Below are 12341 nucleotides of genomic sequence, written 5' to 3' on the forward strand. Positions count from 1 at the left end.
AAGCAGTAAGGCGGTTTATGCGTTCGGAAATACTTACGATCAGCAGTGGGCGGTTGCTTCGGCTGGCCTTGGGTTCTTTGCTGGTACTGGCCGGCACGGGGTTGCTGATCACTCAAGGATTGTCGTGGTTGATCCTTGAGCCACGCATGCTGAGGGCGCTTGAGGGCGGTGCGATTTGCGCATTGGGCACAGCGCTTGGCGCGGTGCCTGTGTTGGTGATTCGCGGTATGCCGGTGGCGGTGTCGGACGGGTTACTCGGCTTTGGTGCCGGAATCATGCTTGCCGCAACGGCGTTCTCGCTGATCGTACCCGGACTCAGCGCCGCCGAAGGCCTGGGGTTTACGCCGTGGGGGGCGGGCGGACTGATCAGTTTCGGGATTTTGCTAGGCGCGGTCGGACTGTTTGTTGTGGACACGTTGGTGTCTCGGGATTCAAGCCTGCCGCCATTGCTTGATCATCCCGTAATCCCGTCGAACATCTGGCTGTTCGTCATCGCGATCATCGCTCACAACATCCCCGAGGGCATGGCCGTCGGGGTGTCTGCGGGTGGCGGTCTGGCGCACGCCGACAGTCTGGCCATGGGCATCGCCATTCAGGACGTGCCCGAAGGCTTGGTGATTGCGCTGGTATTGGCGGGTGCCGGGATGTCGCGCTTCAAGGCGTTTTTGATTGGTGCTGCATCTGGCTTGGTCGAGCCGTTATTTGCAGTGCTCTGCGCATGGCTGGTGGCGATTGCCGAACTGTTGCTTCCCGTCGGACTGGCACTCGCTGCTGGCGCGATGTTGCTCGTAGTGACTCACGAAATCATCCCCGAGTCCCGACGCAATGGTCATCATCGAATCGCAAGCCTTGGGCTTGTCTCCGGATTTTGCGTGATGATGGTGATGGATACGGCGTTGGGTTAGCTGACCTGTCTTGTAGGAGCGCGCTTGCCCGCGATCGCGGTGTCCCAGACACATAGTTGGCAATGAAGATATGCTTTCGCGGGCAAGCGCGCTCCTACAGGATTTGCGTTCGGTCAATGCCCGATGCGGCATTTAGATACGAATTACCATCGGCGCCACCCTTGTCGATAAAAACCCTTATAATCCTGCGCCTATTATCTGCTGATGCGAGAATCGTCGTGAGCTTACCGCCGTGCCCCAAATGCAATTCCGAATACACCTACGAAGATGGCACCCAATTCGTCTGCCCGGAATGCGCTCACGAGTGGACTGCTGAAAGCGCCGCCGAGACGTCGGACGATGCCAAAGTCATCAAGGATTCGGTGGGCAACACGCTGCAGGATGGCGACACCGTCACCGTGATCAAAGACCTTAAAGTCAAAGGCTCGTCGCTGGTTGTGAAGGTCGGCACCAAGGTGAAGAACATTCGCCTGGTGGATGGCGATCACGACATTGACTGCAAGATTGACGGCATCGGCGCGATGAAGCTCAAGTCGGAATTCGTGAAAAAGGGCTGATTGATTGCCCCCAAGCGTTGTACGAAAAAGCCCCGGCTCTTGCGAGTCGGGGCTTTTTTCTGGGGGCGATCAGTACGCTAGCGAAACCGAAGTGACCTTACTCGCCCTCATCGAACTTGTTGTTGATCAACTCGACCAACGCATCAAGCGCTGCTTGGTCGTCTTCACCCTCGGTACTTAGCTCAAGCTGCGTTCCTTTGCCCGCCGCCAGCATCATGACCGCCATGATGCTTTTGCCGTCAATCATGCTGTCAGGGGCGCGGCCCACGCGGATCTGGCAGGAATACTTACCCGCTACGCCGACGAATTTAGCGGCAGCGCGGGCGTGCAAGCCTAACTTGTTGATGATGGTGATCTGGAGAGCGGGCATCGCGAAGGGGATCCTTTCAGCTTAGGTCGCGGTGGCGGACCTGAACATTCTTGAGCGATTGCTGCAGGACCTGGCCCAGTCGCTCGGTCAGGTAGACAGAACGGTGATGCCCGCCAGTGCAGCCAATGGCAATAGTGACGTAAGCGCGGTTGCTGGCCGCGAATCGCGGCAGCCACTTGTTGAGATAGGTGAAGATGTCCTGAAACATTTCTTCGACGTCCGGCTGAGCGGCGAGGTAATCGGCTACCGGTTGATCGAGCCCGGACTGTTCCCGTAGCTCGGGTTTCCAGTAGGGATTGGGCAGGCAACGCACGTCGAACACCAAATCTGCGTCCACCGGCATACCACGCTTGAAACCGAACGACTCAACCAGAAACGCCGTACCCGGCTCAGGTTTGTTCAGCAACCGCAATTTAAGAGCGTCGCGCAGTTGGTACAGATTCAGGTTAGTGGTGTCGATGGTCAGGTCGGCCAGGTCGATGATCGGCCCGAGCAGGGTTTTCTCGTCGCGTATGGCTTCGGCCAATGAGCGCGTGGCGTTGCTGAGCGGGTGACGACGACGGGTTTCAGAAAAGCGCTTGAGCAAGGTCGGCTCGTCGGCATCGAGAAACAGCACATCGCACTGGATGTGTCGCGAGCGTACCTCTTCGAGCATCCTTGGAAAGCGCGTGAGGTGGCTGGGCAGGTTACGGGCATCGATGGACACTGCAAGCAGTGGTTCGGCCAGTTCGCTGTTGATCAACGCACGTTCTGCCAGTTCAGGCAGCAGGCCTGCGGGCAGGTTGTCAACGCAGTAAAAGCCGCTATCTTCCAGCACATCGAGGGCCGTACTCTTGCCTGAGCCGGAGCGGCCGCTGACGATGATCATGCGCATGTTAGTGCCCGGTTTGCTCGTCGAGTACCACTTGATAGAGCGCTTCGCCGCTTGGGGCTGCACGAAGCCGTTCTCGCACTTCTTTGCGGTCGAGCATACTGGCAATCTGGCGCAGCAGTTCGAGGTGCGCATCGGTAGCCGCTTCCGGGACCAGCAGAACGAACAGCAAGTCTACCGGCGCGCCGTCAATGGCGTCGAAATCTACGGGATGGCTGAGGTGGAGCAGGGCGCTGATCGGGCTGATGCAGCCCTTGAGCCGGCAATGCGGAATGGCGATGCCATTGCCGAAACCGGTGGAGCCCAGTTTTTCGCGGGCTATCAGACTCTCGTAGACGGTTTGCTGGTCAAGGTCGGGCACCTGCTGCCCAATAACTTTGGCAATCGCTTCGAGTACAGCTTTTTTACTGCCGCCTGGCACGTTCACGAGGGAACGGCCAGGGGTCAGGATATTTTCAAGTCGGATCATGGGTAGGGAGTGTCAGCGAGCGGCCGCACCTTTGAGGATGCTTTGCTGCTTTTCCTTATGCTTGAGCAATTGTCTGTCGAGCTTGTCAGTGAGTAGGTCGATTGCAGCGTACATATCGTCATGCTCCGCATTGGCAACCACCTCTCCACCAGGGATATGCAGGGTGGCCTCGATCTTCTGTTTAAGCTTCTCGACGGCCATCGTCACCTGCACATTGGTAATCTTGTCAAAGTGCCCTTCGAGCTTCTTGAGTTTGAGCTCGATGTATTCACGCAGGGGCTTGGTCACTTCCAGTTGGTGTCCACTGATGTTGACTTGCATACAGCTTCTCCTTCGTTGCCAGTGCATAAAAGAGGCAGGCTTGGTTGCCTGCCACTGGAACGCTGTGGCATGTGACCTCTACATCAGTCGCTTGCGCTCGCTGGAAGGCGCTATCCCTAGAGACTCGCGGTACTTGGCGACTGTGCGACGTGCCACTTGAATGCCTTGTGCCTCCAGTAAACCAGCGATCTTACTGTCACTCAATGGCTTTTTCTGATTTTCGGCCGCAACCAGTTTTTTGATGATTGCGCGAATGGCCGTGGACGAACATTCGCCGCCTTCAGAAGTACTGACGTGGCTGGAAAAGAAGTATTTCAGCTCGTAAATACCGCGCGGCGTGTGCATGAACTTTTGCGTGGTAACCCGGGAAATCGTCGATTCGTGCATGCCGACCGCTTCAGCGATGTCGTGCAGCACCAACGGCTTCATCGCTTCATCACCGTATTCGAGGAAGCCGCGCTGATGCTCCACGATCTGCGTGGCAACCTTCATCAGCGTCTCGTTTCGGCTCTGCAGACTCTTGATGAACCAACGGGCCTCTTGCAACTGGTTGCGCATGAAGGTGTTGTCGGCGCTGGTGTCAGCCCGGCGCACGAACCCTGCGTACTGCGGATTAACACGCAGTCGCGGCACTGATTCCTGATTGAGTTCAACCAGCCAGCGTTCGTTGTGTTTGCGCACGATCACGTCAGGCACAACGTATTCGGCTTCCGTGGACTCAATCTGTGAACCAGGACGCGGGTTCAGGCTCTGCACCAGCTCGATGACCTGACGAAGATCGTCTTCCTTGATCTTCATTCGGCGCATCAGCTGGGCATAGTCGCGACTACCCAACAGATCGATGTAATCGCTGACCAGGCGCTGGGCTTCAGCCAACCACTTGGTCTTGGCAGGCAGCTGGCGTAGTTGCAGCAACAGACATTCGCTGAGGTTGCGGGCGCCGATGCCGGCGGGCTCGAACTGCTGGATACGGTGCAGAACGGCTTCGATTTCATCCAGCTCGATGTCCAGTTCCGGATCGAAAGCGTCGAGCAGTTCATCGAGCGATTCGTCCAGATAACCCTGGTTGTTGATGCAGTCAATCAACGTCACGGCGATCAGCCGGTCAGTGTCCGACATAGGCGCAAGATTGAGTTGCCACAGCAGATGGCTTTGCAGGCTCTCGCCTACCGATGTGCGCGTGGTGAAATCCCACTCGTCATCGTCGTTGCTCGGCAGGCTGCTGGCGCTGGTCTGGTAAACGTCTTCCCAGGCCGTATCGACGGGCAATTCGTTAGGAATGCGCTCGCTCCATTCGCCGTCTTCGAGGTTGTCGACGGTGGGGGCGGATTCCTGGTAGGTCGGTTCCTGTACATCAGGATTTGGCTTTTGCTCGACGCTGTCTGCCATGGGGTCGGCATTATCGAAGTCGTCGCCTTCTTCCTGGCGTTCGAGCATAGGATTGGACTCCAGCGCCTCCTGAATTTCCTGTTGGAGATCCAGAGTCGACAATTGGAGTAAGCGGATGGCCTGCTGCAGCTGCGGTGTCATCGTCAGCTGCTGGCCCATTCTCAAGACTAGCGAAGGTTTCATGGCAGGGGCTAAACACCTTATTCGTTCGCCGGCGCATATGCGCGCCATCCACTACAGGGCGCCAGGGCGCCAACTTAAGCAAATTATATGCCTGAAACCAGAGTGTTTGCCTAGAGTGCGATGACAATTAAAATTCGATCGGTGGCTGAGGTGTCTAGCTCAGTCATCTGCCAATCGAGCGTCATCGCAGCAATTACAGGCGGAACTCGTGGCCGAGGTATACCTCTTTCACCAACTGGTTCGCCAGAATAGTGTCTGAGTCGCCTTCGGCAATCAGCTGTCCATCGTTGACGATATAGGCGGTTTCGCAGATATCCAGCGTTTCGCGGACGTTGTGATCGGTGATCAGCACACCGATACCTTTGGCCTTGAGGTGGTAAATGATTTGCTTGATGTCGCCAACCGAGATCGGGTCGACACCGGCAAACGGCTCATCGAGCAGGATGAACTTGGGTGAAGTCGCCAGGGCGCGTGCGATCTCGACGCGGCGGCGCTCGCCGCCGGACAGGCTCATCCCGAGGTTGTCGCGGATGTGCGTGATGTGAAATTCCTGCAACAGGCTTTCCAGTTCTTTGCGACGAGCAGGACGATCCAGTTCTTTGCGCGTCTCCAGGATGGCCATGATGTTATCGGCAACGGACAGCTTGCGGAAAATCGAGGCTTCCTGAGGCAAATAACCGATGCCTGCGCGCGCACGGCCATGCATGGGCTGGTGGCTGACGTCTTGATCATCGATCAGGACGCGTCCCTGTTCGGCCTGAACCAGGCCGACGATCATGTAAAAACAGGTGGTCTTGCCAGCGCCGTTGGGCCCCAGCAAGCCAACGATCTGACCGCTTTCGATGGACAGGCTCACGTCACGGACGACCTGGCGACCTTTGTAGCTTTTCGCCAGGTGCTGAGCTTTCAGCGTTGCCATTTACTGGGCCTTCTGCTGGTCGGATTTCTTTTTCGGCTGGATAACCATGTCGATTCTTGGGCGCGGCGTAGTGATCTTGGTGCCATTAGCACGACCGGCGTTCACGACCTGCTTCACGGTGTCGTAGACGATTTTCTCGCCTTCGGACGTGTTGCCGTCGTTGATAACCTTCGCCTTGTCGATCAGGACAATACGATCCTGAGCCGCGAAGTACTGAATGGTCACGCCGTAGGCCTGCACGATCGGCTTGTCGACCGAGGGTTTTTGCTCGTAATACGCAAGATTGCCGACGGAGGTGAACACGTCGACTTCGCCCTGTGCGTTACGAGTGATGGTCACGGTGTTACCCGTGATCTTCATGCTGCCCTGAGTGATGATCACGTTGCCCTTGTAAGTGGCGACGCCTTGTTTGTCATCGAGCTGCGCATCATCGGACTGAATGTGGATGGGCTGATCGCGGTCTGTCGGCAAAGACCAGGCGCTCGCGCTTCCCAGTGCTGCGCCCAGGCCGAGCAATAAAGGAAGGGTTTTAACGAGCGTCATACTGTCCTCTTACGTTGGAGAGCAGGTCCATCCTGCTGTCTTTCAAATACGCTTTCATGCCGATGGCCGTCGTTACACCGCCCAAGCCGTCGATTCTAACGGCTTGCTTGGTTTCCGCATATTGCTTCTGAGGGAATACCGTCATGCGGCTGCTGGTAATGATGGTCGTACGGCTTTTTTCGTCTGTTCGGTTGATGCGCACGGAATCGATCAGTTCTACATGATCGCCGCCGGGAGACACCTCGGCTGTCTTGCTCTCGACGTGCCACGGGAAGGTGGAGCCTCGATACAGCTCCAGGTTCGGCGTGGTCAACAAAGTGACGTCGGTTGCCTTCACGTGCTCAACCTTGTCTGCGGTCATCTCGTACTGAAGACCGCCGTCCGGCAGGAACTGAACGCTGTGGGCGTTGATGGCGTAGAAGTCGATGGCGCTTTCATCGACCGCACTTTTGGGCTGGTCCATGAAGCTTTCCGGGCTGATATTCCAGTAGCCGGCAGCCGCCAGCAGCACGGCGAGTACGCCGAACAGCAGGAAGGTACGAATTTTTTTACTGAACATAGTGAGCTTCTATAAGTAGGCGGCATGAGCCGCTTCAAGGTTGCCCTGCGCGCTCAGGATCAATTCACAAAATTCACGGGCTGCACCTTCGCCGCCGCGGGCCTGGGTAATCCCATGGGCATGCTGGCGAACGAAACTGGCGGCGCTGGCAACGGCCATGCCCAAACCTACCCGGCGAATCACAGGTAAATCGGGGAGATCATCACCCAGATACGCTACTTGCTCATAGCTTAGGCCCAGTTGGTCCAAAAGCTCGTCAAGCACCACAAGCTTGTCTTCGCGGCCCTGATAAAGGTGAGCAATGCCCAGATTCTTGGCGCGTCGTTCGACAACCGGAGTCTTGCGGCCGCTGATAATGGCAGTAGTGACGCCAGACGCAATCAGCATTTTGATGCCTTGGCCGTCCAGTGTGTTGAAAGTCTTGAATTCGCTGCCGTCTTCGAGGAAATACAGACGGCCATCAGTGAGCACGCCATCGACGTCAAAGACCGCCAGTTTGATGTGCTTGCCGCGTTGCATCAGATCGTTCATGTCAGTGCTCATTACATGACTCCCGCGCGCAGCAGGTCCTGAAGGTTGAACGCGCCCACCGGGCGGTCGTTCTCGTCGACCACGATCAGTGCGCCGATCTTGTGGTCTTCCATGATTTTGAGTGCCTCTGCCGCCAGCATTTCAGGGCGTACGGTTTTGCCGTGTACGGTCATCACTTCATCAATGCTCGCTTGGCGGATATCGATCGTGCGGTCCAGCGTGCGTCGCAAATCACCGTCGGTGAAGATACCGGCCAGTCTTCCGTCGGGCTCTACGATAGCGGTCATGCCCAAGCCTTTTCGCGTCATTTCCATGAGCGAATCGCGCAGCGGTGTTCCACGACTGACGAGCGGCAGTTGTTCGCCGGTGTGCATGACATGCTCGACCTTGAGCAACAGACGTCGGCCCAAAGCGCCGCCAGGATGAGAGAAGGCAAAATCTTCGGCCGTGAAGCCACGTGCATCAAGCAGTGCAATAGCCAGCGCGTCGCCCATGGCCAATGCGGCAGTGGTCGACGAGGTTGGGGCCAGATTCAGAGGGCAGGCCTCATGTACTACATGAGCGTTGAGGTTGACCTCGGCGGCTTTAGACAGCGTCGAAGCGGGATTGCCGGTCAGGCTGATCATCTTGATGCCCAGGCGCTTGATCAGCGGCAGCAGCGTGACGATTTCAGCCGTAGTGCCGGAGTTCGACAGCGCCAGAATGATGTCGGCGGAGGTGATCATCCCCATGTCGCCATGACTGGCTTCGGCTGGGTGGACGAAAAAAGCGGGCGTTCCCGTGCTTGCAAGGGTGGCGGCAATCTTTCTTGCGATATGACCAGACTTCCCCATGCCGACCACGACTACACGCCCTTTGCTCGCCAGAATCATCTCGCAGGCGCTCACAAAATCTGCATTGATGTGCGCAAGCAAACCTTCCACAGCTTCAATTTCGAGGCGGATGGTGCGTTGTGCCGATTGAATCAGGTCGCTGGATTGGCTCATGTCGGAAAAAAGTAGGCCTGATGAAAAGGCGGCGATTATAGCGGCAATGTTGAAAACCCTCACCCATCATTGTCGCTCTTGTTTATAGAAGGCTGCTTTACGAAAGCCGATGGCCCCGACTGACGTGTTCATCTGTGCAGGAATTTTCCTGCGTGGTCGCCATATTTGTCTTCATTCTAAATGTTGCAGGCATCACTCTTGGGCCGCGTGCATGAGCGGTGCTATAGTTCGCCGCTTGTTCGGCCCTCCAGACAGTGTGTCGTTCGTCAAGGACGCGGCATCTGAGAGTCAGGCTGTATCGCAAGGAGTTTAGATGAGTGCCGATAACGCCTACGCGGTCGAATTGAAGGGCGTGTCCTTCAAACGCGGTGCGCGAAGCATCTTCAATAATGTGGACATCCGCATTCCCCGGGGCAAAGTCACCGGCATCATGGGACCGTCGGGCAGTGGTAAAACCACGCTCTTGCGGCTCATGGGTGCACAACTGCGCCCCAGCAGTGGCGAAGTCTGGGTCAACGGTCAGAACCTGCCGAACCTTTCGCGTAGCGATTTGTTCGATGCACGCAAGCAAATGGGCGTTCTGTTTCAGAGCGGTGCGTTGTTTACCGATCTCGATGTATTCGAGAACGTCGCATTCCCGCTACGCGTCCATACCGAACTGCCCGAAGACATGATCCGTGACATCGTATTGCTCAAGCTGCAAGCCGTAGGTTTGCGCGGAGCTGTCGAGTTGATGCCAGATGAGCTTTCCGGTGGCATGAAGCGCCGGGTTGCGTTGGCCCGGGCGATTGCCCTCGATCCGCAAATTCTTATGTACGACGAACCCTTCGTGGGGCAGGACCCGATCGCGATGGGCGTTCTCGTGCGCCTGATCCGTCTGCTCAATGACGCGCTCGGCATCACCAGTGTCGTCGTCTCCCATGACCTCGCAGAGACCGCCAGCATTGCTGACTATCTCTATGTGGTCGGTGACGGACAAGTGCTGGGGCAGGGAACGCCTGCGGAGTTGATGGAGTCGGACAATCCGCGCATCCGTCAATTCATGACTGGCGATCCTGACGGACCTGTACCGTTTCACTATCCGGCAGCGGATTATCGCGAAGATCTTTTGGGGAAGCGCTGATGCGCAAAAAGTCGTTAATGGAGCGTGTTCGCCTGATGGGGCGATCCGCGATAGATATTGTTGCAGTGCTGGGCCGCTCGGGGATTTTTCTGGTTCATGCCCTGTTGGGGCGCGGCGGAATTGGCGGCGGGTTCCAGCTGCTGGTGCGTCAGTTGTATTCGGTCGGCGTGATGTCTCTGGCAATCATCGTTGTTTCCGGCGTCTTCATCGGCATGGTCCTCTCGCTTCAAGGGTTCAGCATCCTGGCCAAGTATGGTTCGGAGCAGGCGGTGGGGCAGATGGTTGCCCTGACCCTGTTGCGCGAACTGGGTCCGGTGGTGACAGCGTTGCTGTTCGCAGGTCGCGCAGGTTCTGCGCTGACGGCTGAGATTGGCAACATGAAATCGACTGAGCAGTTATCCAGTCTCGAGATGATCGGCGTTGATCCATTGAAATACATTGTTGCGCCGCGCTTGTGGGCAGGCTTCATTTCGCTGCCAGTGCTGGCCATGATTTTCAGCGTCGTCGGTATCTGGGGCGGCTCATGGGTCGCAGTCGACTGGTTGGGCGTCTATGAAGGTTCCTTCTGGGCGAACATGCAGAACAGCGTCTCCTTTTCCGATGATGTGCTCAACGGGGTGATCAAAAGTGTTGTTTTTGCTTTTGTCGTCACCTGGATTGCCGTGTTCCAAGGCTATGACTGCGAACCCACCTCAGAAGGGATCAGTCGTGCCACGACCAAAACCGTGGTGTATGCCTCGCTGGCCGTGTTGGGCCTGGACTTTATTTTGACCGCCTTGATGTTTGGAGACTTCTGATGCAAAACCGCACCCTCGAAACCGGTGTCGGCCTGTTCCTGCTGGCCGGGATACTGGCTTTGCTGTTGCTGGCCCTGCGGGTCAGCGGTCTGACAGCCAGCGCGACCAACGACAGCTATAAACTTTATGCCTATTTCGACAATTCGGCCGGTTTGACTGTCAGAGCCAAGGTGACCATGGCCGGTGTAACTATCGGCAAGGTCACAGCAATCGATCTGGATCGCGATACCTTCACTGGTCGTGTGACGATGGAAGTGCAGAAGGGCGTGAACAATCTGCCAATCGACTCCACCGCCTCGATCCTGACAGCGGGCCTGTTGGGTGAGAAGTACATCGGAATCAGCGTGGGCGGTGATGACAAGTTGCTCAAGGATGGCAGCACCATCCACGACACGCAGTCAGCGCTGGTACTCGAAGATCTGATCGGTAAATTTTTGATGAATACCGTGAGCAAAGACGCCAAATGAGGAGTTTTTCATGATTTCAATTCTGCGCCGTGGGCTGCTGGTCTTGCTGGCGGCTCTGCCGATGATGGCCAGTGCCGCTACATCGACTCAATCTGCCCATGACCTGGTGGACGATACGACCAAACGCTTGCTGAGCGATCTGGCCGCCCACAAAGAAGAATACAAAGGCAACCCAAGCGCTTTTTACGATGCGCTGAACGGAATCGTCGGGCCGGTTATCGATGCGGATGGCATTTCCAAAAGCATCATGACCGTGAAGTACTCCCGCAAAGCATCGCCTGAGCAAATGCAGCGCTTTCAGGAAAACTTCAAGCGCAGCCTGATCCAGTTCTATGGCAACGCGCTGCTGGAGTACAACAACCAGGGCATCGTTGTTTCTCCTGCTAAAGAAGAAGCTGCTGATCGCACCTCCGTCGACATGCAGGTCAAGGGCAGTGCCGGGGCGATCTACCCTGTTTCCTACACCTTGGTGAAGCTGAACGGCGAATGGAAAGTGCGTAACGTCATCATCAACGGCATTAACATTGGCAAGCTCTTCCGTGATCAGTTCGCCGACGCCATGCAGCGCAATGGCAACGATCTGGACAAAACCATCAACGGTTGGGCTGGCGAAGTGGCCAAGGCTAAAGAAGCCTCCCAGTCGGAACAGACCATCAAATGAGCAAGGTCAGCTTGAGTCAGGCCAGCGTACAGACTGGACTGGCCGGTGAGATCAAACTGGCAGGTGTGCTCGATTATCGAACCGGTCCGGTCCTGCGCAAGCAGGGCGCCGAGCTGATCAAGGCGAGCGATGCCCCTGCGTTGGTCATCGACTGCTCCGATGTCGAGAAGTCCAGCAGCGTGGGCTTGTCCCTGCTGCTGGGTTTCATTCGCGACGGCGCCGCTGCCGGCAAGACCGTCAGCGTGCGAGCGCTGCCGGAAGACATGCGCGAAATCGCGCAGGTATCAGAACTGACTGATCTGCTCCAACATCATTGATTGCCGTTTTTCGATCTGGCCCCTCGTCCGTCTCCTACAAAGTAGGGTTCGCAACGAGAGGGCTTTTTTGTATGATGGCCGACCCGCGCGCGTAGGGCGCCGATTGAGGTTAAGCATGCAGGCCGTAGAAGTTAAAAGCTTCCTAGAAGGTAAGCTGCCACACATTCAAGTCGAAGTTGAGGGCGAAGGCTGCAACTTCCAGCTGAACGTCATAAGCGACGAACTGGCTACACTGAGTCCAGTCAAGCGCCAACAGCAGATCTATGCGCATTTGAACCCATGGATCGCTGATGGCAGCATCCACGCGGTCACCATGAAATTTTTCAGCCGCGCTGCATGGGCCGAGCGCACCTGAGCCAATTGGCGTCGAGAT

General features: G+C 56.7%; 18 protein-coding genes. 8 read left to right on the forward strand and 10 right to left on the reverse strand.

The window, feature by feature from the left end; all coding sequences use genetic code 11:
- Positions 1–17: 17 nt before the first annotated feature.
- Both ACWKV9_RS00435 and ACWKV9_RS00440 read left to right on the forward strand, forming a co-directional pair.
- Complete coding sequence (locus ACWKV9_RS00435; protein ID WP_483834128.1) at positions 18–905, forward strand: ZIP family metal transporter; 888 nt, start codon at positions 18–20, stop codon at positions 903–905.
- A gap of 179 nt (positions 906–1084) precedes the next feature.
- Positions 1085–1462: a zinc ribbon domain-containing protein YjdM gene (locus ACWKV9_RS00440; RefSeq protein ID WP_483834708.1), complete on the forward strand. Its 378-nt coding sequence runs from the start codon at positions 1085–1087 to the stop codon at positions 1460–1462.
- A 97-nt stretch (positions 1463–1559) separates the two neighbouring features.
- Here ACWKV9_RS00440 and ACWKV9_RS00445 read toward each other — a convergent pair whose 3' ends face one another.
- From ACWKV9_RS00445 to ACWKV9_RS00490, 10 genes are all read right to left on the reverse strand, one after another.
- Positions 1560–1832 carry an HPr family phosphocarrier protein gene (locus tag ACWKV9_RS00445; RefSeq protein ID WP_483834129.1) on the reverse strand — a complete coding sequence of 91 codons (273 nt, stop codon included), beginning with the start codon at positions 1830–1832 and terminating at the stop codon, positions 1560–1562.
- A gap of 16 nt (positions 1833–1848) precedes the next feature.
- On the reverse strand, positions 1849–2706 hold the full coding sequence (gene rapZ, locus ACWKV9_RS00450) for an RNase adapter RapZ (protein ID WP_483834130.1): 858 nt from the start codon (positions 2704–2706) through the stop codon (positions 1849–1851).
- Between the two features lies 1 nt (position 2707).
- On the reverse strand, positions 2708–3172 hold the full coding sequence (gene ptsN, locus ACWKV9_RS00455) for a PTS IIA-like nitrogen regulatory protein PtsN (protein ID WP_483834131.1): 465 nt from the start codon (positions 3170–3172) through the stop codon (positions 2708–2710).
- A gap of 12 nt (positions 3173–3184) precedes the next feature.
- Positions 3185–3493 carry a ribosome hibernation-promoting factor, HPF/YfiA family gene (hpf, locus tag ACWKV9_RS00460; protein WP_349800867.1) on the reverse strand — a complete coding sequence of 103 codons (309 nt, stop codon included), beginning with the start codon at positions 3491–3493 and terminating at the stop codon, positions 3185–3187.
- A 78-nt stretch (positions 3494–3571) separates the two neighbouring features.
- Complete coding sequence (locus ACWKV9_RS00465; protein ID WP_483834132.1) at positions 3572–5065, reverse strand: RNA polymerase factor sigma-54; 1494 nt, start codon at positions 5063–5065, stop codon at positions 3572–3574.
- Between the two features lie 193 nt (positions 5066–5258).
- Positions 5259–5984 (reverse strand): LPS export ABC transporter ATP-binding protein, encoded by a 726-nt coding sequence (gene lptB, locus ACWKV9_RS00470; RefSeq protein ID WP_349800869.1) that lies wholly within the window; start codon positions 5982–5984, stop codon positions 5259–5261.
- On the reverse strand, positions 5985–6527 hold the full coding sequence (gene lptA / locus ACWKV9_RS00475; RefSeq protein ID WP_483834133.1) for a lipopolysaccharide transport periplasmic protein LptA: 543 nt from the start codon (positions 6525–6527) through the stop codon (positions 5985–5987).
- Positions 6514–7086, reverse strand: a complete 573-nt coding sequence (gene lptC / locus ACWKV9_RS00480) for an LPS export ABC transporter periplasmic protein LptC (protein WP_483834134.1) — start codon at positions 7084–7086, stop codon at positions 6514–6516. Before lptC ends, lptA begins: the two co-directional genes overlap by 14 nt.
- A 9-nt stretch (positions 7087–7095) precedes the next feature.
- The gene (locus ACWKV9_RS00485; RefSeq protein WP_483834135.1) at positions 7096–7629 is read right to left on the reverse strand and encodes a KdsC family phosphatase; all 534 of its coding nucleotides are present in this window, start codon (positions 7627–7629) and stop codon (positions 7096–7098) included.
- Positions 7629–8603: a KpsF/GutQ family sugar-phosphate isomerase gene (locus ACWKV9_RS00490; RefSeq protein ID WP_483834136.1), complete on the reverse strand. Its 975-nt coding sequence runs from the start codon at positions 8601–8603 to the stop codon at positions 7629–7631. The genes ACWKV9_RS00485 and ACWKV9_RS00490 overlap by 1 nt, the downstream gene beginning before the upstream one ends.
- 313 nt (positions 8604–8916) lie before the next feature.
- Here ACWKV9_RS00490 and ACWKV9_RS00495 point away from each other — a divergent pair, with 313 nt between their 5' ends.
- The 6 genes from ACWKV9_RS00495 (at position 8917) to ACWKV9_RS00520 (ending at position 12323) form a co-directional block, all read left to right on the forward strand.
- Positions 8917–9726, forward strand: a complete 810-nt coding sequence (locus tag ACWKV9_RS00495; RefSeq protein WP_483834137.1) for an ATP-binding cassette domain-containing protein — start codon at positions 8917–8919, stop codon at positions 9724–9726.
- The gene (gene mlaE, locus ACWKV9_RS00500) at positions 9726–10523 is read left to right on the forward strand and encodes a lipid asymmetry maintenance ABC transporter permease subunit MlaE (RefSeq protein WP_483834138.1); all 798 of its coding nucleotides are present in this window, start codon (positions 9726–9728) and stop codon (positions 10521–10523) included. Before ACWKV9_RS00495 ends, mlaE begins: the two co-directional genes overlap by 1 nt.
- Positions 10523–10990, forward strand: coding sequence for an outer membrane lipid asymmetry maintenance protein MlaD (gene mlaD, locus ACWKV9_RS00505; RefSeq protein WP_483834139.1), 468 nt, complete (start codon positions 10523–10525; stop codon positions 10988–10990). The genes mlaE and mlaD overlap by 1 nt, the downstream gene beginning before the upstream one ends.
- Positions 10991–11000: 10 nt before the next feature.
- Positions 11001–11651, forward strand: a complete 651-nt coding sequence (locus ACWKV9_RS00510; RefSeq protein WP_483834140.1) for an MlaC/ttg2D family ABC transporter substrate-binding protein — start codon at positions 11001–11003, stop codon at positions 11649–11651.
- Positions 11648–11968, forward strand: coding sequence for an STAS domain-containing protein (locus ACWKV9_RS00515; protein WP_483834141.1), 321 nt, complete (start codon positions 11648–11650; stop codon positions 11966–11968). Before ACWKV9_RS00510 ends, ACWKV9_RS00515 begins: the two co-directional genes overlap by 4 nt.
- Before the next feature lie 115 nt (positions 11969–12083).
- A complete protein-coding gene (locus tag ACWKV9_RS00520; protein ID WP_483834142.1) occupies positions 12084–12323 on the forward strand; it encodes a BolA family protein in 240 nt (79 codons plus the stop codon).
- Positions 12324–12341: the final 18 nt, after the last annotated feature.

The sequence above is a fragment of the Pseudomonas corni genome, from assembly GCF_057128765.1.

Excerpts from the sequence above, each read along its gene's own strand:
- lptB (WP_349800869.1), bottom strand. The coding sequence starts at position 5,984 with ATGGCAACGCTGAAAGCTCAGCACCTGGCGAAAAGCTACAAAGGTCGC.
- mlaD (WP_483834139.1), top strand. The coding sequence starts at position 10,523 with ATGCAAAACCGCACCCTCGAAACCGGTGTCGGCCTGTTCCTGCTGGCC.
- ptsN (WP_483834131.1), bottom strand. The coding sequence starts at position 3,172 with ATGATCCGACTTGAAAATATCCTGACCCCTGGCCGTTCCCTCGTGAAC.
- ACWKV9_RS00490 (WP_483834136.1), bottom strand. The coding sequence starts at position 8,603 with ATGAGCCAATCCAGCGACCTGATTCAATCGGCACAACGCACCATCCGC.
- ACWKV9_RS00485 (WP_483834135.1), bottom strand. The coding sequence starts at position 7,629 with ATGAGCACTGACATGAACGATCTGATGCAACGCGGCAAGCACATCAAA.
- rapZ (WP_483834130.1), bottom strand. The coding sequence starts at position 2,706 with ATGCGCATGATCATCGTCAGCGGCCGCTCCGGCTCAGGCAAGAGTACG.
- ACWKV9_RS00510 (WP_483834140.1), top strand. The coding sequence starts at position 11,001 with ATGATTTCAATTCTGCGCCGTGGGCTGCTGGTCTTGCTGGCGGCTCTG.
- ACWKV9_RS00520 (WP_483834142.1), top strand. The coding sequence starts at position 12,084 with ATGCAGGCCGTAGAAGTTAAAAGCTTCCTAGAAGGTAAGCTGCCACAC.
- ACWKV9_RS00515 (WP_483834141.1), top strand. The coding sequence starts at position 11,648 with ATGAGCAAGGTCAGCTTGAGTCAGGCCAGCGTACAGACTGGACTGGCC.
- ACWKV9_RS00465 (WP_483834132.1), bottom strand. The coding sequence starts at position 5,065 with ATGAAACCTTCGCTAGTCTTGAGAATGGGCCAGCAGCTGACGATGACA.
- ACWKV9_RS00445 (WP_483834129.1), bottom strand. The coding sequence starts at position 1,832 with ATGCCCGCTCTCCAGATCACCATCATCAACAAGTTAGGCTTGCACGCC.
- ACWKV9_RS00495 (WP_483834137.1), top strand. The coding sequence starts at position 8,917 with ATGAGTGCCGATAACGCCTACGCGGTCGAATTGAAGGGCGTGTCCTTC.
- lptA (WP_483834133.1), bottom strand. The coding sequence starts at position 6,527 with ATGACGCTCGTTAAAACCCTTCCTTTATTGCTCGGCCTGGGCGCAGCA.
- mlaE (WP_483834138.1), top strand. The coding sequence starts at position 9,726 with ATGCGCAAAAAGTCGTTAATGGAGCGTGTTCGCCTGATGGGGCGATCC.
- lptC (WP_483834134.1), bottom strand. The coding sequence starts at position 7,086 with ATGTTCAGTAAAAAAATTCGTACCTTCCTGCTGTTCGGCGTACTCGCC.
- ACWKV9_RS00435 (WP_483834128.1), top strand. The coding sequence starts at position 18 with ATGCGTTCGGAAATACTTACGATCAGCAGTGGGCGGTTGCTTCGGCTG.
- hpf (WP_349800867.1), bottom strand. The coding sequence starts at position 3,493 with ATGCAAGTCAACATCAGTGGACACCAACTGGAAGTGACCAAGCCCCTG.